23 protein-coding genes and 3 pseudogenes are annotated in these 26,026 nt (G+C 42.3%); 23 read left to right on the top strand and 3 right to left on the bottom strand.

Annotation, left to right across the window (positions count from 1 at the left end; translation table 11 throughout):
- The first annotated feature begins 831 nt into the window (after positions 1-831).
- From I2503_RS03940 to I2503_RS03970, 8 genes and pseudogenes are all read left to right on the top strand, one after another.
- Positions 832-1,479, top strand: coding sequence for an HAD family phosphatase (locus I2503_RS03940; protein ID WP_196967094.1), 648 nt, complete (start codon positions 832-834; stop codon positions 1,477-1,479).
- A gap of 62 nt (positions 1,480-1,541) precedes the next feature.
- Positions 1,542-1,757, top strand: coding sequence for an acyl carrier protein (locus I2503_RS03945; RefSeq protein WP_196967095.1), 216 nt, complete (start codon positions 1,542-1,544; stop codon positions 1,755-1,757).
- A 270-nt stretch (positions 1,758-2,027) separates the two neighbouring features.
- Positions 2,028-3,191 carry a helix-hairpin-helix domain-containing protein gene (locus tag I2503_RS03950; RefSeq protein ID WP_196967096.1) on the top strand — a complete coding sequence of 388 codons (1,164 nt, stop codon included), beginning with the start codon at positions 2,028-2,030 and terminating at the stop codon, positions 3,189-3,191.
- Positions 3,192-3,214: 23 nt separating this feature from the next.
- A complete protein-coding gene (locus I2503_RS03955; protein WP_196967097.1) occupies positions 3,215-4,510 on the top strand; it encodes a hypothetical protein in 1,296 nt (431 codons plus the stop codon).
- Positions 4,491-4,891, top strand: a pseudogene (locus I2503_RS09590) (bleomycin resistance protein). Before I2503_RS03955 ends, I2503_RS09590 begins: the two are co-directional and overlap by 20 nt.
- Positions 4,888-5,487 carry a GNAT family protein gene (locus tag I2503_RS03960; RefSeq protein WP_196967098.1) on the top strand — a complete coding sequence of 200 codons (600 nt, stop codon included), beginning with the start codon at positions 4,888-4,890 and terminating at the stop codon, positions 5,485-5,487. Before I2503_RS09590 ends, I2503_RS03960 begins: the two are co-directional and overlap by 4 nt.
- Before the next feature lie 23 nt (positions 5,488-5,510).
- Positions 5,511-8,159 carry a valine--tRNA ligase gene (locus tag I2503_RS03965; protein ID WP_196967099.1) on the top strand — a complete coding sequence of 883 codons (2,649 nt, stop codon included), beginning with the start codon at positions 5,511-5,513 and terminating at the stop codon, positions 8,157-8,159.
- A 384-nt stretch (positions 8,160-8,543) separates the two neighbouring features.
- Positions 8,544-9,848 carry a hypothetical protein gene (locus I2503_RS03970; protein WP_196967100.1) on the top strand — a complete coding sequence of 435 codons (1,305 nt, stop codon included), beginning with the start codon at positions 8,544-8,546 and terminating at the stop codon, positions 9,846-9,848.
- A gap of 51 nt (positions 9,849-9,899) precedes the next feature.
- On the opposite strand, the gene I2503_RS03975 is transcribed toward I2503_RS03970, so the two are convergent.
- Together I2503_RS03975 and I2503_RS03980 are read right to left on the bottom strand one after the other, a co-directional pair.
- Positions 9,900-10,874 carry a DUF4767 domain-containing protein gene (locus tag I2503_RS03975; RefSeq protein WP_196967101.1) on the bottom strand — a complete coding sequence of 325 codons (975 nt, stop codon included), beginning with the start codon at positions 10,872-10,874 and terminating at the stop codon, positions 9,900-9,902.
- 114 nt (positions 10,875-10,988) lie between these two features.
- On the bottom strand, positions 10,989-12,470 hold the full coding sequence (locus I2503_RS03980) for an LPXTG cell wall anchor domain-containing protein (RefSeq protein WP_196967102.1): 1,482 nt from the start codon (positions 12,468-12,470) through the stop codon (positions 10,989-10,991).
- Between the two features lie 186 nt (positions 12,471-12,656).
- On the opposite strand from I2503_RS03980, the gene I2503_RS03985 reads away from it, so the two are divergent.
- From I2503_RS03985 to I2503_RS04015, 7 genes and pseudogenes are all read left to right on the top strand, one after another.
- Positions 12,657-12,959 carry a helix-turn-helix transcriptional regulator gene (locus I2503_RS03985; protein ID WP_196967103.1) on the top strand — a complete coding sequence of 101 codons (303 nt, stop codon included), beginning with the start codon at positions 12,657-12,659 and terminating at the stop codon, positions 12,957-12,959.
- A 64-nt stretch (positions 12,960-13,023) separates the two neighbouring features.
- A pseudogene (locus I2503_RS03990) lies at positions 13,024-13,260 on the top strand (N-acetylmannosamine-6-phosphate 2-epimerase); the annotation flags it as partial.
- A 367-nt stretch (positions 13,261-13,627) separates the two neighbouring features.
- The gene (rsmD, locus tag I2503_RS03995) at positions 13,628-14,179 is read left to right on the top strand and encodes a 16S rRNA (guanine(966)-N(2))-methyltransferase RsmD (protein ID WP_196967122.1); all 552 of its coding nucleotides are present in this window, start codon (positions 13,628-13,630) and stop codon (positions 14,177-14,179) included.
- Complete coding sequence (coaD, locus tag I2503_RS04000; protein ID WP_196967104.1) at positions 14,166-14,660, top strand: pantetheine-phosphate adenylyltransferase; 495 nt, start codon at positions 14,166-14,168, stop codon at positions 14,658-14,660. The genes rsmD and coaD overlap by 14 nt, the downstream gene beginning before the upstream one ends.
- Positions 14,644-15,699 carry a SepM family pheromone-processing serine protease gene (locus tag I2503_RS04005; protein WP_196967105.1) on the top strand — a complete coding sequence of 352 codons (1,056 nt, stop codon included), beginning with the start codon at positions 14,644-14,646 and terminating at the stop codon, positions 15,697-15,699. The genes coaD and I2503_RS04005 overlap by 17 nt, the downstream gene beginning before the upstream one ends.
- Positions 15,700-15,710: 11 nt before the next feature.
- Positions 15,711-16,208, top strand: coding sequence for a YutD-like domain-containing protein (locus I2503_RS04010; protein ID WP_196967106.1), 498 nt, complete (start codon positions 15,711-15,713; stop codon positions 16,206-16,208).
- Positions 16,205-16,708 (top strand): VanZ family protein, encoded by a 504-nt coding sequence (locus I2503_RS04015; protein WP_196967107.1) that lies wholly within the window; start codon positions 16,205-16,207, stop codon positions 16,706-16,708. The genes I2503_RS04010 and I2503_RS04015 overlap by 4 nt, the downstream gene beginning before the upstream one ends.
- On the opposite strand, the gene I2503_RS04020 is transcribed toward I2503_RS04015, so the two are convergent.
- On the bottom strand, positions 16,670-17,326 hold the full coding sequence (locus tag I2503_RS04020; protein ID WP_196967108.1) for an A24 family peptidase: 657 nt from the start codon (positions 17,324-17,326) through the stop codon (positions 16,670-16,672). The genes I2503_RS04015 and I2503_RS04020 overlap by 39 nt on opposite strands.
- Before the next feature lie 65 nt (positions 17,327-17,391).
- Here I2503_RS04020 and I2503_RS04025 point away from each other — a divergent pair, with 65 nt between their 5' ends.
- The 8 genes and pseudogenes from I2503_RS04025 to ftsA all read left to right on the top strand — a co-directional run.
- A complete protein-coding gene (locus I2503_RS04025; RefSeq protein ID WP_196091775.1) occupies positions 17,392-17,616 on the top strand; it encodes a YqgQ family protein in 225 nt (74 codons plus the stop codon).
- Positions 17,613-17,996, top strand: a complete 384-nt coding sequence (locus I2503_RS04030; RefSeq protein WP_196967109.1) for a rhodanese-like domain-containing protein — start codon at positions 17,613-17,615, stop codon at positions 17,994-17,996. The genes I2503_RS04025 and I2503_RS04030 overlap by 4 nt, the downstream gene beginning before the upstream one ends.
- An 865-nt stretch (positions 17,997-18,861) precedes the next feature.
- Positions 18,862-20,709: a translational GTPase TypA gene (gene typA / locus I2503_RS04035; RefSeq protein WP_196091773.1), complete on the top strand. Its 1,848-nt coding sequence runs from the start codon at positions 18,862-18,864 to the stop codon at positions 20,707-20,709.
- Between the two features lie 21 nt (positions 20,710-20,730).
- Complete coding sequence (locus tag I2503_RS04040) at positions 20,731-21,039, top strand: DUF3165 family protein (protein ID WP_196967110.1); 309 nt, start codon at positions 20,731-20,733, stop codon at positions 21,037-21,039.
- A gap of 82 nt (positions 21,040-21,121) precedes the next feature.
- A complete protein-coding gene (gene murD / locus I2503_RS04045; RefSeq protein ID WP_196967111.1) occupies positions 21,122-22,477 on the top strand; it encodes a UDP-N-acetylmuramoyl-L-alanine--D-glutamate ligase in 1,356 nt (451 codons plus the stop codon).
- The gene (locus tag I2503_RS04050) at positions 22,474-23,547 is read left to right on the top strand and encodes a UDP-N-acetylglucosamine--N-acetylmuramyl-(pentapeptide) pyrophosphoryl-undecaprenol N-acetylglucosamine transferase (protein ID WP_196967112.1); all 1,074 of its coding nucleotides are present in this window, start codon (positions 22,474-22,476) and stop codon (positions 23,545-23,547) included. The genes murD and I2503_RS04050 overlap by 4 nt, the downstream gene beginning before the upstream one ends.
- Positions 23,547-24,683 carry an FtsQ-type POTRA domain-containing protein gene (locus I2503_RS04055; RefSeq protein ID WP_196967113.1) on the top strand — a complete coding sequence of 379 codons (1,137 nt, stop codon included), beginning with the start codon at positions 23,547-23,549 and terminating at the stop codon, positions 24,681-24,683. Before I2503_RS04050 ends, I2503_RS04055 begins: the two co-directional genes overlap by 1 nt.
- A 109-nt stretch (positions 24,684-24,792) precedes the next feature.
- Positions 24,793-25,956 (top strand): annotated as a pseudogene (gene ftsA / locus I2503_RS04060) (cell division protein FtsA); the annotation flags it as partial.
- Positions 25,957-26,026 lie beyond the last annotated feature (70 nt).

The following is a 26,026-nucleotide window of genomic DNA, read 5'->3' on the forward strand; positions in this document are numbered from 1 at the left end:
ATAAAGCGAAGGTACTTCGCGTCAATATCCTGTCTTCCCGACTAGAGCAGATGACATTGTGTCATCTTTTTTTGTATGCCAAACCCAGTCCCACAGAGATGACTATCAACATATTGGACCAAGGTGTCGCTCGCTCTCTCACTCAGGAATTGAGTGAGAGAGTATTTCGATAAAGCGAAGGTACTTCGCGTCAATATCCTGTCTTCCCGACTAGAGCAGATGACATTGTGTCATCTTTTTTTGTATGCCAAACCCAGTCCCACAGAGATGACTATCAACATATTGGACCAAGGTGTCGCTCGCTCCGCCACTCAGGAATTGAGTGGCGGAGTATATATAGATAAAGCGAAGGTACTTCGCGTCAAAACACTCAGGAATTGAGTGGCGGAGTATATATAGATAAAGCGAAGGAACTTCGCGTCAAAACACTCAGGAATTGAGTGAGAGAGTATTTCGATAAAGCGAAGGAACTTCGCGTCAAAACACTCAGGAATTGAGTGGAGGAGTGTCTATGGATAAAGCGAAGGAACTTCGCGTCAAAACACTCAGGAATTGAGTGGAGGAGTGTTTATAGATAAAGGGAAGGGGCTTAGCGTCAAAGCTCTTAGGAATGACTGAATTAGTATAGCCTTAGTATTGGAATATTGAGGGTTAGACCAAAGTTGTACCTTCATCCTTTAAGATGTGGTTTGTGTGAATTCTTTGCTCCTGTTTTAAAATAAATACGGTTTCATGTCCTACTGGTATTGCGACTGGTCTTTTATGATGGTAGGATAGAATGTGTGAACTTTCATGTTTTTTTCATTTCTAATTTTATAGCGAGGGATCTATATGTCATTTCAGGCCATTATTTTTGATATGGATGGGGTTTTATTTGATACGGAGCGTTTCTATTATGAACGTCGGGAGAATTACTTAGCGAATCAAGGAATCTCGATTAATCATTTACCACCAGCTTATTTTATTGGTGGGAATACGAAGTATGTGTGGGAAAATATTCTAGGTGAGTCTTATGATGAATTTGATGTGCCTTCTTTGCAGGCAGGTTATTTGGCGCATAAGAAGGAGAATCCCTTACCTTACCGAGATCTTGTTTTTCCTCACGTTCATACTGTTTTGCAAGGTCTAAAAGAGAAGGGCTATCCACTTGGTCTAGCATCTAGTTCTGTTAAAAAGGACATTGACCGTGCTCTACAGGAATTGAGAATTCCTTCTTATTTTGATGTAGTTCTGTCTGGAGAAGAGTTCCCGGAATCTAAGCCAAACCCAGAGATTTACCAAGCAGCTTGTAAAGCTCTTGAGGTGGAACCAAAAGATACCTTGATTATCGAAGATAGTGAAAAAGGAATTCGGGCGGGAGCCCGTGCAGGCGCTGAGGTCTGGTCCATTCGAGATTACCGTTTTGGTTTAGATCAAAGTCGTGCTAGTCGGACCATTGACCACTTGGGGCAAATTATTCCTCTTTTGGAAGTCCTCTAACTTTTGCGGTTTGGGAATTCTTATGATATACTTTTTCCATAATACATGAAATGAGGTAGCTTATGTCTACATTTGAAAAAATTCAAGCCATTATTGTGGAAGAGTTGGAAGTAAATCCGGATCAAGTAACTATGGAATCTACATTTGATGATTTGGATGTTGATTCATTGGATTTCTTCCAAGTTATTACGGCCATTGAAGATGCGTTTAATGTTGAAATTAATGATGATGAGAACATTAAAAGTATTGCGGATTTAGTAGCATTTGTCGAAAAATAAGCCAATTCTTCTGTCGAAAAATAAGCCAATTCTTCTTGCCTTAGACTGCTTTCTATGGTAGAATGAGGCTGTTTAGAGGAATCTTAGGAAAGCCTTCTTACAGAGAGCGGTGGGGGTGAGAAATCCGCAGAAGGAGCTGAGATAGGTTGCTAAATGGTTTTTTGAATAACAATTAAGTTGCGGGCCTTGCCCGAAATTGGGTGGTACCGCGGAAAAATCTTCGTCCCTGTCATAAGACAGGGATTTTTATTTTACAAGAAGGAAAAAACAATGGCTAAAAAGAAAAATTCGAAAAAAAAACTCAAAGAATTAAGAAGAGATCACCTGAGGAATGGTCAATCCAAGATTATTAACTTTGAATCTTGGCTTCAAGATGATGTGGAAGAACAACCACAAGTTAATATTGAACATTTAAAAGAAAGAATTCAAAATCTGTTTGAAAATAAGAATTTTTCTTTTGATAATGGTCTCACGAAGGAGGAGAGAGCTTATTTTGATGCTCGTGCATTGGAAAATCCAATCGAGAGATTAAGAGCTTTCAGAAAACTTCGAAAGAAATATCCAGATAATTTAGCTATTCAAAGCTATCTATTTTCTGCACGTCGAGATGAGTATTGTTATGATGATTTCGTTGAAGCACAGGAGATTCAAAGAAAGGCAAAGGATGCTTGGGCAAAAGAAGGATATGCTTCTTGGGTATGGTTTGAATCGAGAGAACCTTTAAAAGCCCTGTATTCTGTGCTGATCTATTATTTAGAAATGGATTTTCTTACTCAGGCTGCGGGACTTGTGGATTTTATTTTGGAGATGCATACAGAGGAATTTCCTGATATGTTTGTTTATCCGATGCTATCGGTCTATAATATGCTATACCGCCATGAGGATATTGTGAACTTTTATGAATATCAAAAAGCATTAGGCTGGGAGGATGATGGTGTCCTAGTGCATCTAATCATTTCTCATTTGTTGCATGGTGATCACAAGGCAGCAGCTTCTGTTTTTGAAGAATTAGCACTGTTAAATCCGATTGCAATTCATGTATTAGGACAGGTTTATTGGAATGTCGGACTTCATAGTGATAATGACTTTGAATATTACCGTCCAAATTCGGCGGAGTACCTTCGGTTTTCTTTAAGTTTTATGTCTCGTTTTTTAATAGATAAAAGGAAAATGGCTTTTGAGTTAAATAATATTGTAGAAAATTTTATTGAAAATCAACCGGATTCTCCTACAAAACGAAATGAGTTTTTTAACAGTCCTGCCATGAAAGGTATTCACTTGCGGCAGGGTCACGCTATCTGCGATGCTGGGATCATGAGTTTGGAAGCTTTAGAGCAGCATACAGAATCTGAAATTCGAGCTATTCCTGGAATTGGGAAAAAGACCATTAACCAATTAAAGGCAAATGGTGTCAATTTTCGAAATCATTTATAGTTAAAAAAAACGGGAGGTGTCCTATGGCCAAAAAGAAAAGTAATAAAAAAGTATTGAAGCAGATGCGCCGAGAGTATAAGGATGAGAAAAAATTTTTGGATACAGGATCACAAGTCAATCACACCATTGACCTGTTTGATGATTCTGACTTTATTTCAGATGAAACTACTCTGGCCTCTAAGAATATTAAAGTATCCGATACCCAAAATATGGACCTTAGTATTTTTGATGACCTAGTTGGAAATTTGCAGGAAGTAGGAGCGAGTGAGGACGAACTAGAGACAGTTGAAGTTGGGATTGCCCTACTTCATGCTCTTCAGATGGAAGAGGGATCAGAGAGAACTAGGGTCCTGGAACAACTAGCCAAAGAACATGTCCATAGTTTTGAAGCGCAATGGTACTATTTAATGGATAGTCGTGAACAATTTACCTATCAGACAATTGAGAGCTACAAAACTTTTGCGAATCTAACGGTGCAGAAACTAGAAGAAGTTACTTCTCCTGCCTGGGACCACCCTCTAACCGGTCAGTATCTAGATGCCTTGACCTTTCTACTGACAGTCTATTTCGAGGAAGGTTTGCTTAACTTGGCACTTGACATTATGGATATCCTTGAACCATATGTCTTTGAAAAAGGGAGTCCTGGCTATTTGCCCAATTTAATGGCAAGTGTCTATTGTTCAACTTTCCAACCTGAATTTGTATTAGACATGTATAGGGATAGGTTATCAGAGAATGTTTATGATGCTGGTCTCAATCTTTATGCTGTAATCGCGAGTTTAATGACGGGCGATTCAGAAGGAGCGAATGACTTGTTTGAGGATCTCGTTAGAGAAGATCCTGAATTTGCTTCAGCTCTGGGAAATCCTCAGTGGTTCTTGGACGTTATGCATCATAATCAGGAAGAGTGTGAGGGGGAACATGAACATTCAATAGCTCACGTTCTCAACCCTCTAGGCTTATTTCTAGCGGATAAGGCCATTCTGATAAATCAATTGACAGACATGTATCTGGAATTTCAGGAAAGGCAACCGAATCATCTTCCAGAAAAGAATTCAAGTGGACCGCAGGACTCTACCCTTAGAGATTTACTAAACACTTTGCCTCAAGGTAATCTCGATGATCTTGTGCATCTGTTCTCTGAGCCGTCCTATGAAGGACTTCAGTTTGATAAGAAACGACTTCTATTAAATGCAGGACTTCGAAGTTTTAAAGATTTTGAGAAAAAGACAGAGAAGGAAGTTCTGGCGATTCGTGGAATTGGACCTGCAACGGTTCGACAACTAAAAGAAAACGGAGTTGTCTTCCGCAAGAGGTGAAGTATTATTAAATCATATCGAAATTTATGTCTCTGATTTAGCGACTTCTCGTAGGTTCTATGAGTTTCTCCTAAACAATCTGGGCTACATTCTTTACCAAGATTGGGAGGGGCTTCTCCTTTTTGAAAGAAGGCATCTACTTGGTATTTGTGCAAGCTCCTGATGATGTTTTACAAATGGGATTTCACTGAACAAGGGTTGGCTTGAATCATTTAGCTTTTGAAGTGACAGGGGAATTGGCGACAAGACTTTTTTGGGATTGGAGTGCGGCTTCTATAAGACGAAGCTTTTCCCTATGCTGGTGGCCGAGATTGTGAGAGACGCTATGCCCTAGATCCCGATGGCATTAAGATAGAGCTGATTCAGAAGGAGGTTCAATGATAAAGATACTTGGTGAATTCGTCCAGAATCAATTGCCAGATGTAGAGACCGAGCGCCTCTACCTTCGAGAGCGTAAGGTTGCGGATGCGGCAGATATGTTTGCCTATGCTAGTTTACCGGAAGTCGCGACCAATGCTGGTTTTCCGATTATGAAAAAAGTAGAAGAGGAAGAGGCTTTCATCCAGGGTATTCCCCTTCGAATGGTGCAGGCTGGTTTACCAGGGGGCTATGGAATCACCTTGAAAGGGGAGAATCGTGTCATCGGTTCGGTCGATTTCAATCGGCGTCATGGAAAGCTGGGAGATATCTACGAAGTTGGCTATGTTCTCCATCCTGACTACTGGGGGCAAGGCCTTGTTTCCGAGGCTGTCAAAGCCCTGTGCTATGCGGCATTTACCCTCATACCGGAGCTTTATAAAATCGAAATTGCCTGTCATGCTTCAAATCTTCAGAGCCAAGCCGTTGCGAAAAAGTCAGGATTTGTTCTTGAAGCTAGACTGAGGGGACGTGAACTTCTGAGAGGACAAAGAGAAGATGAATTGAGGTTTGGTCTGTTAAGGAGCGAGTGGGAAGAACTTATCGATTTAAACCACTAAATAAAATAAAAGGAAAGAATAAAATGTCAAAAGAATTATCAACGAAATACAATCCAGCCGAGGTTGAGGCTGGGCGTTATGCCAAATGGTTAGAAGCAGATGCTTTTAAACCATCAGGTGATGCGGAGGCTAAGCCTTATTCTATCGTGATTCCGCCGCCAAACGTAACCGGTAAATTGCATTTGGGTCATGCTTGGGATACAACCTTGCAAGATATTATTATCCGTCAAAAACGGATGCAGGGCTACGATACCTTGTGGTTACCAGGAATGGACCATGCCGGTATTGCAACTCAGGCCAAAGTTGAAGAGCGTTTGCGGGAGCAAGGCATCAGTCGTTATGATCTTGGACGTGAAAAATTCTTGGACAAGGTCTGGGAGTGGAAGGATGAGTATGCGACCACAATCAAGGAACAGTGGGGGAAATTGGGCTTGTCAGTAGACTATAGCAGGGAACGTTTTACCTTGGATGAGGGCTTGTCCCAAGCTGTTCGTAAGGTCTTTGTGGACTTGTATAAAAAAGGCTACATCTACCGTGGTGAATTTATCATCAACTGGGATCCAGCAGCTCGCACAGCTCTATCTGATATTGAGGTTATCCATAAAGATGTTGAGGGTGCCTTCTATCATATGAATTATATGTTGGAAGATGGCTCACGCGCCCTTCAGGTTGCGACGACTCGTCCTGAAACCATGTTTGGAGATGTGGCCGTTGCAATTAACCCAGAAGACCCACGTTATAAGGATTTGATTGGACAGAATGTTATTTTGCCGATTGTGAACAAGCCGATTCCAATTGTAGCGGACGAACACGCAGATCCAGAGTTTGGAACCGGGGTTGTTAAAATTACCCCAGCCCACGATCCAAATGACTTCCTTGTTGGTAAACGCCATGATCTGCCACAGGTCAATGTGATGAATGATGATGGAACCATGAATGAACTCGCGGGTGAGTTCGCTGGCATGGATCGCTTCGAGGCTCGTAAAGCTGTTGTTGCGAAATTGGAAGAACTGGGAGCCTTGGTAGAGATTGAACAGCGTGTTCACTCAGTAGGTCACTCTGAGCGTTCAGGTGCAGTGGTTGAACCTCGCTTGTCTACTCAGTGGTTCGTCAAGATGGATCAACTGGCTAAAAATGCTATTGCCAACCAAGATACGGAAGATAAGATTGCGTTCTATCCTCCACGCTTCAATGATACCTTCCTTCAATGGATGGAAAATGTTCATGACTGGGTGATCTCTCGTCAATTGTGGTGGGGACATCAAATTCCAGCTTGGTACAATGAAGCAGGTGAAATGTACGTCGGCGAAGAGGCTCCAGAGGGAGAAGGTTGGGTTCAAGACGAAGATGTCTTAGACACTTGGTTCTCCTCTGCGCTTTGGCCTTTCTCAACCATGGGTTGGCCAGATACAGAATCGGCGGACTTCCAACGCTATTTCCCAACCTCAACTCTTGTAACGGGTTATGACATCATTTTCTTCTGGGTGTCTCGGATGATTTTCCAATCTCTTGAGTTCACAGGCCGTCAACCATTTAAGAACGTTCTTATTCACGGATTAATTCGCGATGAGCAGGGCCGTAAAATGTCCAAGTCCTTGGGCAATGGTATTGACCCAATGGATGTCATTGACAAATATGGTGCCGATGCTCTTCGTTGGTTCCTCTCCAATGGTTCTGCACCTGGGCAAGATGTCCGCTTCTCCTATGAGAAGATGGACGCCTCTTGGAACTTCATTAATAAGATTTGGAATATTTCTCGTTATATTTTGATGAATAATGAAGGGCTAAGTCTGGAAGCCGCACGTGAGCAGGTTGAAAAGGTTGTAAGCGGTCAAGCTGGCAATGTAACCGACCGTTGGATCTTGCATAATTTGAATGAAACGATCGCAAAAGTCACTGACAATTTTGAAAAATTTGAATTCGGTGTAGCGGGACATATCCTCTACAACTTTATCTGGGAAGAGTTTGCCAACTGGTATGTTGAGTTGACCAAGGAAGTTCTTTACAGTGAGGATGAGGCTGAGAAAGTCGTGACACGTTCCGTTCTTCTGTATACCTTGGATCAAATTTTGCGACTCTTGCATCCAATCATGCCATTTGTAACTGAGGAAATCTATGGACAATATGCAGAAGGAAGCATTGTCCATGCAGCCTATCCAGTGGTGAATCCAAGCTTTGTCAATGAGGAAGCTCATGCTGGAGTTGAAAGTCTCAAGGACTTGATTCGGACTGTCCGCAATGCACGAGCTGAGGTGAACGTAGCTCCGTCTAAGCCCATTAGCATTTTGATTAAAACCAAAGATGCAGGCTTGCAAGGCTTCTTCCAAGACCATGTCACCTACATCAAGCGCTTCACCAATCCAGAGCACTTGGAAATTGCGGCTGATTTGGAGGCACCAGAACTCAGCATGAGCGCGGTTATCTCTGGTGCTGAAATCTTCCTCCCATTGGCAGACTTGCTCAATGTTGAAGAAGAATTAGCACGCTTGAACAAAGAGTTGGTTAAGTGGCAAAAAGAGCTCGATATGGTTGCTAAAAAATTGGGCAATGAGCGCTTCGTAGCCAATGCCAAACCGGAAGTCGTTCAAAAAGAAAAAGAGAAACAAGCCGATTACCAGGCAAAATTTGACGCAACCCAAGAACGGATTGCAGAAATGAAAAAATTGGTATAAAATAGAGGACCCCGCTGGTGAAGACTGGTGGGGTTTTGTGAAATACTCATTAAATAGACTTCCTGCAAAACAGTGACGGAACTTGAGATTCATCGGAGTTCTCATTTGAAAAAAGACTAAGTCACAAGATATTTCAGTGTGGTTATGCGCTATTTCCTGCTGTGAAATTGGATCAAATACATTAGTTCCGCAGGAAGTCTAATATCAAATTCTGACCTTGTCAAGCCTGATAGGGAGTTTATTGATTGCATGCAGGCACACCTCATCGACGATATTCAACTGGTCACCCTGACTTGTTGAACAACAGTAATCGACTGCTTAGTCAATTCTTTGAATGATTCGAGTATTTTGATTTCGAAATGAGCTATGTGCATGGAGGTGTTTATGAAAGTTGATTTGAAATTAGGGAACTATTCTCTGATATCCTTTGAGGTGAATCCTGAGGAGAAAACAGCCCAGCCAATCATTAGGAACGGTCAGCCCCATTCTGAAGGTTCTTTTACGAGCTTGGTTTTTCCAGAAAATAAACAGACCTATGTTGGTTTGGAGGCAGAATTAAATTATTTGATTCGGACCAATTACCGGACAGACAATCGCAGTTTGAAAGAACTCCTACAAGAGATTCCGTCAGGAATGGCTTTCTCTGCCAAGGAACCATATCTAACCCTAGACCTTCCCAATCAGGATGGTCCGTTGTCCCTTAAGGAAGCTCGAATCCTAGATGGGAAGCTGATGCTAGAGAGCGGTCAGACCTTCGGCGATAATCTTCTCAAAGGCAATCAACATAAGGATGTTTTCTTACAGGAAGGTCAACCTGTTATGGTGAAGCGGGATAATGTTAATCCGGAATTTGGAGATGACTGGGAAGCCGGGAATTATGACTATAGCTATTCCTCAGTAGCCGAGACCTTGGTATCGATTTTAATCGAAAATCTCTCAGGCTTGGATACCGATAGCCATGCTCGCTATCAATTTCTGATGATTGATGATGGTAAAAGCTTACAGTCGGGAACCTTGTCCCCATTTTTGACCAAGGAAACCGAAGTGGACTGGGTTCTTAGTGATCCTCGGCAACGAGAACGAAAGGTACTCACTGCTTTAGAGACCTTTGCCCAAAAAGTTGTCGACAGTCCACCCTTGGAACGCTTTCATTATTTGGTGAAGCTCTATTCCTCTTTTGACGGAATTGATGAACCACAGGCACGGGCCTTCTTACGAGATCAAATTGCTTTGGACATCTTGACTTTGAACCAGGATCGGCATACCAATGCTGGAAACTATGCAGTGGTTTTTGACCAAGTGAGTGGCCAAGCTCGCCTGATTAACTATGATTATGGACGCAGCCTACCTACACCAGTCCCTTGGTCTGATCGAACAGAGGAGGCTTATGTCGATGACTATCTGGTAGGAGATATGGAGGATGATATACGAAGTAATAACCACTTAAAAAATCGTCACCATTCCCTTTTGGTTGGTCTAGATTTCGAGACCATTCTCACTTTTTTACAGGTAGAGGGGTTCCAGCCTTTTCGTCTAAATCGTGCTCAATTTGAGAAAGATTGCCAAGACTTCCTTCAACAGCTCGAAGATCTCCAAGTTCTCTTTCTAAAATTTGCCCGCTACAAGGTGGCCATGCTCCAAACCATTTTGGATACAGATTGGGGACGAGCTTTGGTGGTCAGTCAATAAGAAAATCCCAATTCTCAGTCTCTATGGAGAGAAGAATTGGGATTTTTGTTTTTATTCATTGACGATTGCAGCAAAGGCTTCTTGGAGTTTGGGGTCGTAGGAGGGATACATGTAATACATTCCGAGTTCATTTCCTTGCGTTTGTTGAGACATAAGAACTAGAGGTTTGCCTTCATTTATGGTGAAATAGAAGTGAGCTAGAGGAAAGTGTTCTGAGGATATTCCGTAGCTTGATAAAATATTGTATTGGGCAGTACCACTGCCGTCCTTAGAAGTTTGAACAAGTACCCGATTAATAGCCAGAAGTTCACTACTTCTATTTTCTTTATGTCCTACAAGGATGCGACTTCCTTTTAAAAAGCCATGAACACCCATATGGACTAAAGTATCATTTAAATCAAGTTCTTCTGCATTATATTGAACGGTATTATTGGAATTGGCACCAAATTGTTGAAGTCCTGATCGAACATATTCCTCCATAAAAGATTTAAGTTTGCTTGCTTTAATCTCGTTCCAAACTGGTTCAGTACTTGGTTTTGATTTCAGTTTTGTTGGATCCATATCTCGTAAATATCTGGTCGAGAAATCAAACTCATTTCTTGAAAGTGTTGAGGCTTGATGTTCATTTAATGAACTATTATTTTGCAGTTTTCGATCATATATTTCAAGTAAATCCCCATTAACATATAGCAAATATTGCTTATCTTGACTATCCCTAAAATTTTTTGAATAGACGACATAACCACCATCAGCAGTTTTAATTAATTTGTCAATCTTAAAGTTCTGTTCATATTTATCAGTGAACAGATTTCCGTCACCATCTTTTTTTAGTATAAGTGTTGTCTGTTGTGGAAGATCGTTAACATTATAGTTTCCTCCAGTCCATGTACCGGTTACTTCTGTGGGAAGAACTTGTTTTTGATCCTCTGCAAATATTTGTGAACACTGATATAACGATAGAAAAGCTAGTAGAACTAGGTTGAAAATGAATTTAGGTAGAAAGGCAAAAGTGAATTTCTTTTTCAAAATCGTTATCTCCCTGGTAAAAATAGAATTGGATTATGATTAATTATAAATCCCCACTAGCCTTTCATCTAGTGAGGACTTGTATACAAGTATGGGTAAAAGTTATAAGTGCTTTTATTTATCCTTTGGTTTAGTGCGAATGAGGAAGTAGGCTAGTCCAAGGATAGCTAGACCAATGACTCCAATGTAAGCTGCTGCCTCCTGACCAGTGTTTGGTAAGAAACGGGTAATTCCTGTACGTTTCTTAGTTTTTTGTGGGGTCATTTGAGTACTTGTCTGACTGTTTTCAGATGTCTCAGGTGTCTCAGAAGATGTGTTGTTGGTCGTATTCTCTTGTTTTTTGTCTTCAACTTGAGACTGACTTTCCGTTGTTTCAGATTGATTTTGTTGACGGGTATAAGTGCTTTCCTCTTTGTAACTATTTTCAAAATCAATTGGAGCATCTTGACCTGGACCATCGGCTACCCACATGGTTGGTTTAAGGGTGTCACCTGTTAGATTAAAACCAAGCAGTACTTTGCGCATGCCTTCAATTCCCCAGGTTCCTGGACGATAGAATTTCATCGCTTCTTTTTGATCAACTATTTCGTAATTGCCATTGCCATGATCAAGGACTTCTGAAATGATAAAGTCTGAAGTAGCATTGCTGCTTTTGTGCGTCCCTGAGCCGTCTGCATGAATGATGATAGTGTCACCATTTTGGGTCCAGGTCCCAACCAACTTGCTTGGAATTTTACTAGTTGTTGCTGTAGGCTGCTTTGAGGAATTTGATTGAGTGGGACTGGAGGAAGCTGTCTTAGTTTCCTTTGAACTCGAAGAACTACTACTTGTTGAACTGGTGAGTTTATCTTCAGATTCGCTTTTATTCTGGCTTGAACTTTGACTGCTAGATTTTGACTGAGTGGAACTAGAATTCTCAGAGGAGCTAGATTTCTCGGGTGAACTAGATTTCTCAGTTGAACTAGAATTTTCACTTGTATCAAACTCAGCTAGAGTTTGAATCGTGTTTTCGCCTGGTCTCGTGGCAATAATAATACCAGAAGCATCAGCAATATACCGAATGATTCCCTTTTCACTGATTACTGCTTTAAAGTTCTTTGTTTCAGACTTTTGTTCAAATGAGTCCCCAAAATACAAACTAAATTCAACAACAGGTAACTCTTCTTTAGAACTTCTCAGTGTGACTGCAAGATCCATGAAATTTCCAGTAATATAAGGATTCGAGCTACCAATATAGTCTCCGTTGGTTTTCTGATTCCTCAAGACTGTAGCAAACACACTATTAGCACCTTTCAATTTGTTTTCGGGTAGATTAGTGACAGTTAGATGAAAGTCTACGGAGAGTCCATCTGGATGAATTTGAAATCCTATATTTTCTAATTTCCCTTGCCCAGGAATATAGTTCTCTGTTTCCTCTACGGAGGAGCTAGTTTCGCTACTATCAGTGCTTTCTTCAGTAGTGTTTTGAGTGCTTGTTATCGTCTCTGAGCTAGGGCTGTTAGTTTCATCTTCGGCCATAACAATACCTGTCGTTAGAAGTAGACTGAGAGTTGTGGCGGAGGTCAGGGTTACTTTTTTCAAATAATTCTTCTTCATAAAAATCTCCTTTTTTTAATTTATTGTAAGAAAATAAAAAAAGAAAATCAGGTTTGGTTAACTAGAGGTTAAAAATTGGTAAAAAAAATGAGAGTCTAGTTTGGATGGAAACTAAGAGGGAATTGAATTTTTGGCCAATAATCTGTATAATAAATATGTGATAAAAGTTACAAGGTAGGATTGCTTATGGGAGTCAGTTGTTATGGAAAAGCCTTTCGTAAAATTCGAAAGGAACGAAAAGTGAGTCTAAAAGAAGCTGCTGGAGATATCATCAGCCCTCAATTGCTGAGTCAATTTGAATTGGGGAAGAAAAATGTATCTCTGTCCAATTTTGATCAATTGCTTGCTTCGGTTGGTATCAGCTTGCTTGAATTTGCGCGCGAATTGGAGTTGGAAAAACTAGAATCCTCGAGATATGAAAATATGTATGAAAAGTCGGGGGGGGGGGGGTATTTTCAAAGATTAATCTCCACTAAATTTAGTTTTTAGAGCTCAAAAGTTTCATGAGGTAGATTGATGAATCGGCTTGAACAAAAAAGAATTTCTCCACTAAATCAGGGGCGGTTTAATTGTGTCTTGCTAGGCTTTACCGGGCGAACCCTTGTATCGGGAAGAAGGAGGGGTTCTTCCCCCTCATGGCCTTTGCTGTGGAGCTTGGTGGAGCCAAGGCTTTTCGGGCAAATGGGGTTAGGTACATTCATGAAATTCAGTCCGTTTCTCCTTGTCCATTATTGGAAGCATTACAAGAAACTGCACACCGCAAGAACCCTTTATTACGGCCACCTTGCGAGGAGGATAAGAAACAACCATGAGTCCTTTCCATAACTCTATTGTTCTGGGAAACATTGCAATAGTCAAGTATTTATACAATTATTGTTCAAACTGGGTTTTAATAACCCTCTAAACTTATATTACGAGGAGATACGTGTATGGTCGCATTTACAACCGGAGTTGTCGTTGGATTTGTCGGCGCTTGGGTATTAAAAAATTGAAATAAATAGCAGACGAAAAATTTATTAAAGCTTCCATTTGAAATTGGAAAAATCTCCAAACCTTCATTCAAGGGTCCTGTTCAAGCACCAGTCGAACAGGACCTTTTGTGATTTTATGGTCTATGTTATGTGGAATCTTGTAAAAAACAGATAAAATGGAGTATAATAACAGGTATGAGAGTAGTAGCAGGAAAGTATGGTGGGCGACCACTTAAGACCCTGGCTGGGCAGACAACTCGGCCGACAACAGATAAGGTAAAAGGGGCCATTTTCAGTATGATCGGTCCCTATTTTGATGGGGGGCATGTATTGGATTTGTATGCTGGTTCAGGCTCTTTGGGTATTGAGGCGATTTCACGGGGGATGGACCAGGCGGTGCTTGTTGAAAAAGATCGTCGTGCTCAGGCTGTAGTAGCGGCCAATATTGAGATGACCAAGGAGACTTCTTGTTTTCAGTTGATGAGAATGGAGGCTAAGCGTGCCTTGACCCAGTTGAATCAGCCCTTTGATTTAGTCTTATTGGACCCTCCCTACGCCAAGGAAACCATTGTGCAGACAGTCTTAGAGTTAGAGCAGAAGCAGCTTTTAGCTTCAGGTGCCTTGATTGTTTGTGAAACCGATAAGGGAGTTGATTTACCCGATTCCATAGGAACGAATTACAAGTGGAAAGAGAAAGTCTACGGAATTTCAAAGGTGACCATTTATGAAAGTCAATAAGGGCTTATATGCAGGTTCTTTCGATCCCCTGACAAATGGGCATGTAAATATCATTGAACGAGCTTCTGTATTGGTAGATATCCTATATGTGGGAATTTTTGCAAACCCGAATAAGTCAGGATTCTTTACGATGGAAGAGAGGTTTCAAATTCTTCAAGAGTCTCTGGTGAATGTCCCCAATGTAAAAATTATTCTTGTTGAAGATCGGCTGTTGGCGGATGTTGCGCGGGAGTTATACATCGATGTTCTCTTCCGAGGTTTGCGAAACTCGGAGGATTTTGCTTATGAAGCCAATATGGATTATTTCAATCGTCGTTTGACAGAGGGGCTGGAGACTCTTTATTTGATAGCCCAGCCAGATTTAGCTCCCATTAGTTCCAGCCGTATGCGGGAATTGATTCATTTTAGACGAGATATTTCAGAATATGTACCGACTCCGGTGCTTGGAATGGTGTTGAAAAAATATGAAAACGAAAAATAAACGTAGGAAACTTTGGCTGCTGCCAGTAGTGCTTTTAGGATTATTGATTATTTCCTTCTGGATTCCGCTGCCTTACTATATCGAGGTTCCAGGTGGGTCAGATGCTGTTAGCTCTGTTCTACGGGTTAATAAGGAAGAGGATCAGGCAGATGGCGAGTACCAGTTTGTGACAATAGGGGTTATTCGAGCAAACTTACCCCTCATGCTGTATGCCGGTTTAACGCCTCATACAGATATTATTCCAGCAGCGGATTTGACCGGTGGTGCTAGTGATGAGGAGTATCAGCGGATTAATCAATTTTACATGCAAACGTCTCAAAATTTCGCCAAATACCAGGGGTTAACCAAGGCTAAAAAAGAAATTGAGATGAAATTTTTAGGGGTTTATGTTTTGAGCTTAGCTGAGGATTCTACTTTTAAAAATATACTGCATCTTGGTGATACAGTAACCGGTGTTAATAGTAAGACTTTCAAAAGTTCCCAAGAATTGATGGATTATGTGGGCAAATTAAAAATTGGTGATGAAATCAGCGTAGAATTTGAAGACCAGGGAGAAAATCGGTCTGAAAAGGGGAAAATAATCAAACTGGAAAATGGGAAAAATGGAATCGGGATTGGATTGATTGACCGAACTGAGGTTCAAAGTGACACCCCGATTGAATTTTCAACTGAAGGGATTGGAGGTCCTAGTGCAGGTCTCATGTTCTCTTTGGCCATTTATACTCAACTCGCGGATCCAGACTTACGTGATGGACGGATTATTGCTGGGACAGGTACCATTAGCGAAGATGGTAAAGTCGGCGAAATTGGCGGAGCAGATAAAAAAGTGGTTGCAGCCCATGAGGCAGGCGCAGAAATTTTCTTTGTCCCAGATAATCCTTTAACAGATGAAGAGAAAAAAGCGAATCCAAAGGCGAAATCCAATGCGGAGGAGGCCAAGGAAACAGCTAAAGAATTGGGGACTTCTATGAAGATTGTACCGGTTAAAACCTTGGACGATGCCATTAAATACTTAGAAGATACCAAAAGGAAAGACTAAAGGAGAAGCTTATGCGTAAGGTTATTGATCCAGAACTCTATAATTACAATCGCTTTCCTGGTCCCCAATTTACTCGGCAAGGGGATCGGATTGAGGCTGAGGAAGTCATTTTTACTCTTTTAACAGATTATGGCGAAGCTTTTGATCCAGTGAGTTTTAGTCAACGATTTTCCAATCTGCTCTTAAAATTTGACTATATCGTGGGTGATTGGAGCAACGAGCAATTGCGCCTTAAAGGATTTTATCGGGATAAGCGAGCAGAGCATACCTGGTCTAAGATTTCGCGCTTAGATGAGTATCTTCTTGAGTACTGTAGTTTCGGGGCAGCCTACTTTGTACTCGAAAATGCCCATCCAATCTATCCTAATAAAAATCAAAAACGTAAGCGAGATTCTAGGCACAAAGAAGGTCGCAAGCAGAAACGGGTTAGCTGGCGTAAAGCAACAGTTGCCTATAAACCGTCGGTCAGCCGGAATTTCTCCATTCGCAAGAAACAGGAGCGGGGATGAGGCGAGTCTATTATTGGTTGCAGTCACCTCCATTTTGGATAGGTCTGACAGTAGGTTACACCTTTTTGATTCTCTTTTTTTGTTTCAGGCCGCAGATCCCGAATCCAGACCTGCCAACTCCTGGTGTTTTCTATCGGGGACGACTGGCTTTCTTGTTGACTCCCCTAAACAGCCTCTGGAATCTAAATCAAGCCACCAGCTTCATGCATTTACTGACAATACTCTTGCAAAATGCCCTAAATATTTTTCTGCTCTATCCCTTACTTTTAGGAATCTTAGTACTCCAACCAAACTTTCGCACTCTGCACAAGATTGTATGGTTAGGATTTTACCTGTCCTTATCGATAGAGCTTGGCCAATTGCTGCTGGACTATCTGTGGGATTTCAACCGCGTTTTTGAAATAGATGATTTGTGGACAAATACTTTAGGAGCCTATCTAGCCTACCGAACCTATCTCTGGTTAGAAAAAAGGCAAGTGTTGCCAACCCCAACCAAGTAATAAAGCTGTATGCAAAAAGGGAAGAAAGGGCAAAGCTCCCTTTCTTTTTTTACCTAAAAAATCGATTACAGCGAGGCAAGTGGCAAGTTGGAGAATAAGCAGCAAGTCCGTAAGGGGCAGGAGCAGACTCAGACTTGCGAGGTAGGCCCAATCGCCAGCCCCCATTCCCAATGGGAAAAAGGCAAATACCAGCATGATGACGAGAAAATAGGGGGAAATATGGAGGCCTTGCAGGAGGGTTAATATACAATGGGGAATCAGCCAGAAGCAGAGAGGGAAGGACGTGGATTTGCGATCGAAGTGGCTGAGCATGAGGCTCATAAAGAGAAAGAGTGTCCAGGAAGGGGTCAGCCAGCCTTGGTTGTAAGCATAGGCGATCAATCCTCCCTGAATCTCATTGGCTAGACTGGCTAGGGGAATGGAGGCGAGGCAGTAGCGACACTTCCCGAAAAGACATACAAAAGAAAGGATGGGGATTAGCTCCCACCACTTCAAGGGTATTCGGCAAGTCATGCAATGGCTAGGCGGATAGAGGATTGATTGGGGGTAGCGATCAGCCCAAGCTGTCAAAAATGAAGCCAGGCTTGCTCCCAGAAAGAAGATGAGTAGGTCTGTCATATCTCTATATTCGAAAAGTATCCGCAAATCTTGCGAGGGGGATTAAATTGTAGTAGACTAAGCCTATGAAAAATTTTTATGATGTTCAGCAATTTTTAAAGGGCTATGGGCTCGTGATTTATATGGGAAAGCGACTCTATGATATTGAATTGGCACAGATAGAGTTGGAACGCCTTTATGATGCTGGGATTATGGACCGTTTGGATTATATCCAAGCCCAGTTGGTTTTGAAAAAAGAACATCAGGAAGAATTGGCTTATCTAGAACAAAAGGAGAAGAAGGAAAAATGATTGGTTTTTTAATCGTGTTGCTTGGATTTTTAGGTTGGATGGGCTTTAACTATTGGCGCTTACGTCGTGCAGCAACTTTGGTGGAAAATGCTGAGTTTGCTTCTATGATCCGAGGTGGACAGGTGATTGATGTGCGGGAGCCTGCTGCTTTTCGGGAAAAACATATTCTTGGAGCACGCAATATTCCTGCTAATCAGATCAAGGATAGCTTGGCAGCCTTGTCTAAAAATAAGCCTATATTGCTTTATGACAATAACCGCGGTCCTTCAGTGACCAATACCATTTTTTATCTTCGCAAGCAGGGTTACCGCAACCTCTACTTATTGGCCGGAGGCCTTGATTCTTGGAATGGAAAAGTAAAGGAAAATTCGAATTCATAATTGGGAGGTTGGGACAAAAGTCTCAACCATCCTATTTTAGTTAGTGAATTCACTTTGACGCAGTGGTTGATTGGCACTTTCGTTCGCTTTTATTGAGAGAACATTTCACGTTCTCTTATCCAGATACTCAAAGAGTCAATTCCTGACTCTTTGACCTCCGAAAGTAACCGAATCAACATTGACATGAACTTCGTTCATTTCATTTAGAAACTCTAGAGGCATTCAACATGCCTTTAGACCGGAGGTGGGATTCAAACAGTCTGGGAAGAGACTGTTTGAACCCGAGCCTAACAATAACAGAGCGAGGTCGGTTTGGGGAGAAACCGTTTCAGCTTACAACTTGAAACAAAGACTTGTAACGAACAATTTTGTAAAAATCGTTCTGTCTCACACTCTTTTTTAGGAGCATATTGAACTACATCCGTTATTGATACTCGAAACAGTTCGAAATCTGAAAAGGCAATCCGATGAAGACAGAACTGAGGGTTCGGCGAGAAGGATTAACACATTCAGATTTTGAAATGTAATGAGTATGAATTCTCGATTGAATGCGGATTAGCCAGGAAAACCCTTTCTTGGTTGGCATAGCTTGTCACTGATTTTTATTTCATGTATAATGTGTTGGATAATACTCAATAAAAATCAATGTCTAAGCTAGGATGTGAGCCGCGAACAGGTCGAAATCTCTGGAGGAGTTTCTGAGCTTGCTGATGAAACTTCAAAGAAAGTTTCAAATAGGGTAGGGCAAAGTTGACAAAAACTTCGTTTTTCAACTAGAAACTAAGTTGGTCTGCCAGACTGTCTGACCTGACAACGGTTAAAAGAGATTTTTGAAGAGTATAAACTATAAAGATTTGAGGAAATCATGTCAACATTAAGAGAAGATATCCGTAACGTCGCAATCATTGCCCACGTTGACCACGGGAAAACAACCCTGGTGGATGAGTTATTAAAACAATCAGAAACTTTGGATGCACGGACTGAATTGTCTGAGCGTGCGATGGATTCGAACGATCTTGAAAAAGAGCGTGGAATCACTATCTTGGCTAAAAATACCGCCGTTGCTTATGATGGTGTGCGTATCAACATCATGGATACCCCAGGTCACGCGGACTTTGGTGGGGAAGTTGAGCGGATCATGAAAATGGTCGACGGTGTTGTTTTGGTTGTGGATGCCTATGAAGGAACCATGCCGCAAACCCGTTTCGTTTTGAAAAAAGCTCTTGAGCAAAATTTAACACCAATTGTGGTGGTGAACAAAATCGATAAACCTTCAGCTCGTCCAGCTGAGGTTGTGGATGAAGTATTGGAACTCTTTATCGAGCTAGGTGCGGATGATGATCAATTGGAATTTCCAGTGGTTTATGCTTCTGCCATCAATGGAACATCTTCCTTGTCAGATGATCCAGCCGATCAAGAAAAAACCATGGCTCCAATCTTTGATACCATTATCGACCACATTCCGGCACCGGTTGATAATTCAGAAGAGCCCCTTCAATTCCAAGTTTCCTTGTTAGACTACAACGATTTTGTGGGTCGTATCGGAATTGGTCGTGTTTTCCGTGGCCAAATTAAGGTCGGGGATCAGGTTACTCTTTCCAAATTGGACGGAACCACTAAAAACTTCCGTGTAACTAAGCTCTTTGGTTTCTTTGGACTCGAACGTCGTGAGATTACGGAAGCCAAAGCTGGTGATTTGATTGCTGTATCTGGTATGGAAGATATCTTCGTTGGAGAGACGATCACACCTGTGGATGCAGTTGAGCCTCTTCCAGTCCTCCGTATCGATGAGCCAACTCTTCAAATGACCTTCCTGGTCAACAATTCACCATTTGCTGGTCGTGAAGGAAAATGGGTTACCTCACGTAAAGTGGAAGAGCGCCTTTTGGCTGAATTGCAGACAGACGTATCACTTCGTGTTGATCCAACAGATTCACCTGATAAATGGATTGTGTCAGGTCGTGGAGAATTGCACTTGTCTATCTTGATTGAAACCATGCGCCGCGAAGGTTACGAATTGCAAGTATCCCGCCCAGAGGTTATCATCAAGGAAATTGATGGTGTCAAAATGGAGCCATTCGAGCGTGTGCAAATTGATACTCCGGAAGAATACCAAGGTTCTGTTATCCAAAGCCTATCCGAGCGCAAAGGTGAGATGTTGGATATGATTGCGACTGGTAACGGTCAAACGCGTTTGGTCTTCTTGGTACCAGCCCGTGGATTGATTGGTTATTCAACAGAATTCCTTTCTATGACTCGTGGTTACGGAATCATGAACCATACCTTCGATCAATACCTTCCTGCCATTGCTGGTGAAATTGGCGGCCGTCACCGTGGTGCCCTAGTTTCCATCGATGCAGGGAAAGCAACAACCTACTCTATCATGTCCATTGAAGAACGTGGAACCATCTTTGTAAATCCTGGTACAGAAGTTTATGAAGGTATGATTATTGGGGAAAATTCACGTGAGAATGACTTGACTGTGAACATCACCAAGGCTAAACAGATGACCAACGTCCGTTCGGCTACTAAGGACCAAACCTCTGTCATCAAAACACCTCGGATCCTTACTTTGGAAGAATCTTTGGAGTTCCTCAATGACGATGAGTACATGGAAGTAACCCCAGAATCTATCCGCCTCCGCAAACAAATTTTGAATAAAGCTGAGCGGGAAAAAGCCAACAAGAAAAAGAAGCTAGCAGCGGCTGAATAAGACGAAGCATAGGAGGGAAGTATGTTTTACATCATTATCATTATCCTGATACTTTTGTTCTATATCTTTGCAGCTCCCTCCAATATTAAAGGTACTTTTAATATTGTTAGTCTTGTGCTGTTAGGAGTCCTCTTTATGATCCTTCTAGCAGTTGGTGTGGTACAATTTTTCCGAATTCCTGCGGAAATCTTTATATGGGCTGCCATGTTGGCCCTGGCTTATTTTAGTTTGAAAGATTTGCGACGCTTGTCCGTAAAGGGTGGAGGAGAGCCTCTTATTCCCATTCCCAAAATTAATTGGGATAAGGTCTTTCCAAGAAGCAGTAAATGATGAATTCCCCAAGTTGTGCATTCAGCTTGGGGAATTTTTTGACTGAAAAATGGTAAAATAGACAGTGTGAAGGAGCGAGTATATGAAGAATGTGAATGAATTTAAGGGAAAGAAGATTATCGTATTAGGATTAGCCCGCTCAGGGAGAGCGGTTGCCCTGCTTTTAGACAAACTGGGAGCGGAGGTCACTGTGAATGAAGGTCAAGCGCTGGAGGAGAGTCCACAGGCTCGTGAATTAGTTGAAAAAGGGATCCGAGTGGTAGCTGGCGGACACCCACTAGAACTTTTGGAAGAAGGATTTGAGTTGATGATTAAAAATCCTGGTATTCCCTATAGTCATCCAATGGTTGCTGCGGCTAAGGCTAAGGGATTGCCTATCTGGACAGAGGTCGAAGTTGCCAACCGGGTTTACCCACACTCATTGATCGGAATCACCGGTTCCAACGGGAAAACAACGACCACTATGATGGTGGCAGCCATTCTAGAGGAAGCGGGAAGTCAACCAGTTTTGGCTGGAAATATTGGATTCCCAGCATCCGAGGTTTTACCAGAGGTTGGAGCTGATCAACAGGTAGTCATGGAGTTGTCCAGTTTTCAATTAATGGGTGTGGAGGAATTCCATCCACATATTGGAGTAATCACCAATATTTTACCGAGCCATTTGGACTATCATGAGTCTTTCGAGGAGTATATTCAAGCCAAGTGGGCCATCCAAGCCCAGATGACCCAGGATGATTTCCTGATCCTCAACGGTGACCAAGCTCTTAGCCAGGAGCTAGCCCCAGGTAGCAAGGCACAGGTCCTTATTTTTTCAACAAAAGAGAAAGTGAATGGGGCTTACCTGGAACAGGGTGACTTGGTTTATCAAGGGGAGCGTATAATGGCAGCAGCTGATTTGGGGGTTCCAGGTGAGCACAATATTCAAAATGCCCTTGCAGCGATTTTGGTGACCAAACTTTTAGGGATAGACAATCAGGTTATCGAGAGTGCTTTGAGTCGTTTCTCTGGCGTCCGGCATCGCCTTCAAGAGGTGGGGACAGTTGATGGGGTTCAGTTCTACAATGATAGCAAGTCTACCAATATTCTGGCGACCCAGAAAGCCTTGTCTGGCTTTGACAATGCACGTGTCATCTTGATTGCGGGTGGTCTTGATCGGGGGAACGATTTGAGCGACCTACTCCCTGACATCCAAGGCCTTAAGGCCTTAGTAACCTTGGGTCAAGTTGGTCCGCGGTTGGAGCTTTTGGCACAAGAAGCAGGGGTGGCCAGCCACCCTGCTCAAGAAGTGGTTGCGGCAACTAAATTAGCTTTTGAATTGGCAGAAAAAGGCGATGTAGTGCTTTTTAGCCCTGCCAATGCTAGCTGGGACATGTATAAAAATTTTGAAGAACGAGGGGAAGTCTTCCTCGCTGCGGTCAAGGAGTTAGCAGAAAAATGAAAAAAATTGTGTTTACAGGTGGAGGAACGGTCGGGCACGTAACCTTGAACCTGCTCTTGATTCCAAAATTTATCGCCAATGACTGGGAAGTTCACTACATTGGTGACCGTAAAGGTATTGAATTTGAACAATTAGAAAAAAGTGGATATGATGTCCAGTTCCATTCCATCGCAACAGGGAAATTGCGGCGCTACTTTTCCTGGCAAAACCTTTGGGATGTATTTAAGGTGGCTTGGGGGACTGTCCAATCCTTCTCTTATCTCTTAAAGATTCGACCTCAGGCCCTTTTTTCCAAGGGTGGATTTGTCTCAGTTCCACCAGTTGTTGCGGCCAAATTGTTGGGGATTCCAGCCTACATCCATGAGTCAGATTTAAGTATGGGCTTGGCCAATAAAATTGCCTATAAATTCTCGAAACGTCTCTTTTCTACCTTCCAATTAGAAGGGGACTACACGCGCGTAGAGCATGTCGGAGCTATTTCCAAAGTTGAAAAAGGATTTCACGACTTGTCAAATGACATTAAGGAAATGGCGTCTGAACTGTTTGACCCTGACAAAAGAACCCTTCTCTTCATAGGTGGATCTGGTGGTGCCAAGGTCTTCAACGATTTTATCGATCAACATCGTGAGTCATTATTGGAGTGCTATAACATTATCAATCTAACAGGAAACAAGGATTTGGAAGAATCCTCTCCAGGTCTCTATCGCCTGGCCTTTGCGCGTGAAACCTATCGTGATTTGATGGAACTGGCGGATCTGGTAGTGACACGAGGTGGTTCTAATACCTTGTTTGAGTTAGTAGCCCTAGAGAAGTTACACATCATTGTTCCTTTAGGGAAAGAAGCAAGTCGTGGAGACCAATTGGAAAATGCTGCCTATTTTGAGAAAAAGGGCTACAGCATCACTATCCAAGAGCCAGACCTCAACCTGGAAAAATTGGAAAATGGTATTGATCGAGTCCTCACTAGGGCAGATAGTTATCGTGATGCCATGAGTAATAGCGTGGATTTGATCAGCTTGGATGCCTTCTATCAGGTTTTGATGAATGAAATAGACGAAGGAGGCCGCTAATGTCTGACGAGGATAAAAAAGGGAATAGCCACCGCGAGGAATGGAAACGTCGAAGTCGTGAATACCAAGCCCAAAAGGATGCGGCACGTATTCGGGCTGAGCATGAGCGGCAGCGAAATATCGCCCAGCGCCTGGGTCGCATCGTTGATCCGACGGCTAAAGAAATTCTTGAAGAAGAGCAAAAGGTTCAATCCATTGCTCGTCAGCAGAGTGAAAGCGATAAGAACCCTAACATCAATCGTGAGAGTCAAAAGGCAGCTCGACTGGAAAGACAACAAGAACGAGCTGCCCAACGAAAAGTAAAGCAAGAACAGCGGCAATTTCGTCGAGTTCAAAAGCTAGCGCGCCGCGAGCGAACAAAAAAAGCACGCCGCCATGTCATTCGTCTGGTACCAGTCTTTCTCTTGTTTACCTTCGTAACGATTGTGTCAGCTTATTTCATTAGTCCCTATTCTAAATTGAAAGAATTTCGAGTGACGGGAAATGATCACCAAGATCAGAGGGTTCTTGTAGCTGCGACACAAGTTGACCCAAGAGACTATACGTTAACGGTTTTACAAAACCGGAATACATATGAGCGACGGATTAAAAAAGCAAGTCCATGGGTTCGTCAGGTATCAGTTGGTTATCAATTTCCCACGACTTTTCCTATTCAGGTTGAAGAGTATGCCATTATGGCTTATCAGATTGAGAAGGGAAAAGCTTTTCCAATTTTGGCCAATGGAGAAAAAATTACAGAATCTATTGAAGAGAGTGCGATTCCGAGGGATTCCATCCGCACGCAGTTGCAGGGGGACAACTTGTACAAACAATTGAGTGAACAACTCTTGCAATTGGATCAAGAAATTCGCTCAGGTATTATCAGCATTCGTTCGACTCCAAGTAAGGCTTCAGAGGATCTGGTGAAAGTTGAGATGCAAGATGGGAATCAGGTCTTGGTTCCGTTATCGGAATTTAGTCGCAAATTAATCTATTATCCTTCTATCGTAAAAGATGTGAAAGAGCCAACAACCATTGACATGGAAGCGGGTGCCTATGGTTTTCCTACTGCAAGTGAGGAAGAAGCTAGCCAGGAATCGAGTGGTGAAGACGCGCCAACACAAGGCCAAACGCAGTCATCTGTAACCCAAAATTAATAGAAAAAATCTTTTATTTTTGGAGAATTGTGTTATAATGTACGGTGATTAGCACGCCTTAGAGTGTTCAAGTTGATTGAAGATTGTATGAGAAGAGAGGAAGTATGTAATGGCTAGAGATGGCTTCTTTACAGGATTAGATATCGGAACCAGTTCCATCAAGATACTGGTAGCCGAATATATCAATGAAGAAATGAATGTCATTGGTGTCAGCAATGCCAAAAGTGCTGGTGTCAAAGATGGAATAATTGTCGACATCGAAGCTGCTGCCACTGCCATCAAGAAAGCCATTGACCAGGCTGAGGAAAAGGCGGGCATTTCGATTGGACAGGTAAACGTTGGTCTTCCAGCAAGTCTCTTGCAAATTGAGCCAACCCAAGGTATGATTCCCGTTACCAATGAGACCAAAGAAATTACGAGCACTGACGTTGTCAATGTAGTGGAATCAGCTGTAACCAAAAGTATGAACCCGGATCGGGAAGTGATTACCTTTGTACCTGAAGAATTCATTGTTGATGGATTTCAAGGTATTCGGGACCCACGTGGTATGATGGGGACACGCCTGGAGATGCGTGGCCTTCTCTATACAGGTCCTCGGACCATCTTACACAACCTTCGTAAAACTGTAGAACGGGCAGGTTTGAAGTTGGATAACATTGTTATTTCACCTTTGGCTATGACTAAATCTGTTCTTAATGAAGGAGAACGTGAGTTTGGTGCAACCGTAATTGATATGGGTGGGGGACAAACCACTGTAGCCTCTGTGAAAAATCAAGAACTGCAGTTTACTCATATCTATCAAGAAGGTGGCGAATATGTCACTAAAGATATCTCCAAAGTGCTACGAACTTCTCAGGCAACTGCTGAAGGACTGAAAGTCAACTACGGTGAAGCTTATCCAGAATTGGCAAGTTCTCAAGAAAGTTTTCAAGTAGATGTGATCGGGGAAGTTGAACCGGTTGAAGTTACTGAACGGTACTTGTCTGAAATTATTTCAGCTCGTGTCCGCCATATCTTCGATCAAATTAAACAAAACCTCGAAAGACGTCACCTTCTTGACCTTCCTGGAGGAATCGTGATTGTTGGAGGTGGAGCCATTCTACCAGGAATCGTTGAGTTGGCTCAAGAAATTTTCGAGGTTCCAGTCAAATTGTACGTACCAAATCAGATTGGAATTCGGAATCCAGCTTTCGCTCACGTCATTTCCTTAGCTGAGTATGCTGGAAATATGACCGAAGTAGATCAATTAGCACAAGGTGCAGTCCGTGGAGAGATTCCTCAAGAACAGCAAGCAGCTACTGTATCTTTTAGATCGCAGCCGACAACACAGAGTCAACCGGTTC

Source organism: Streptococcus sp. NLN64 (genome assembly GCF_015831295.1).
Taxonomy (GTDB): domain Bacteria; phylum Bacillota; class Bacilli; order Lactobacillales; family Streptococcaceae; genus Streptococcus.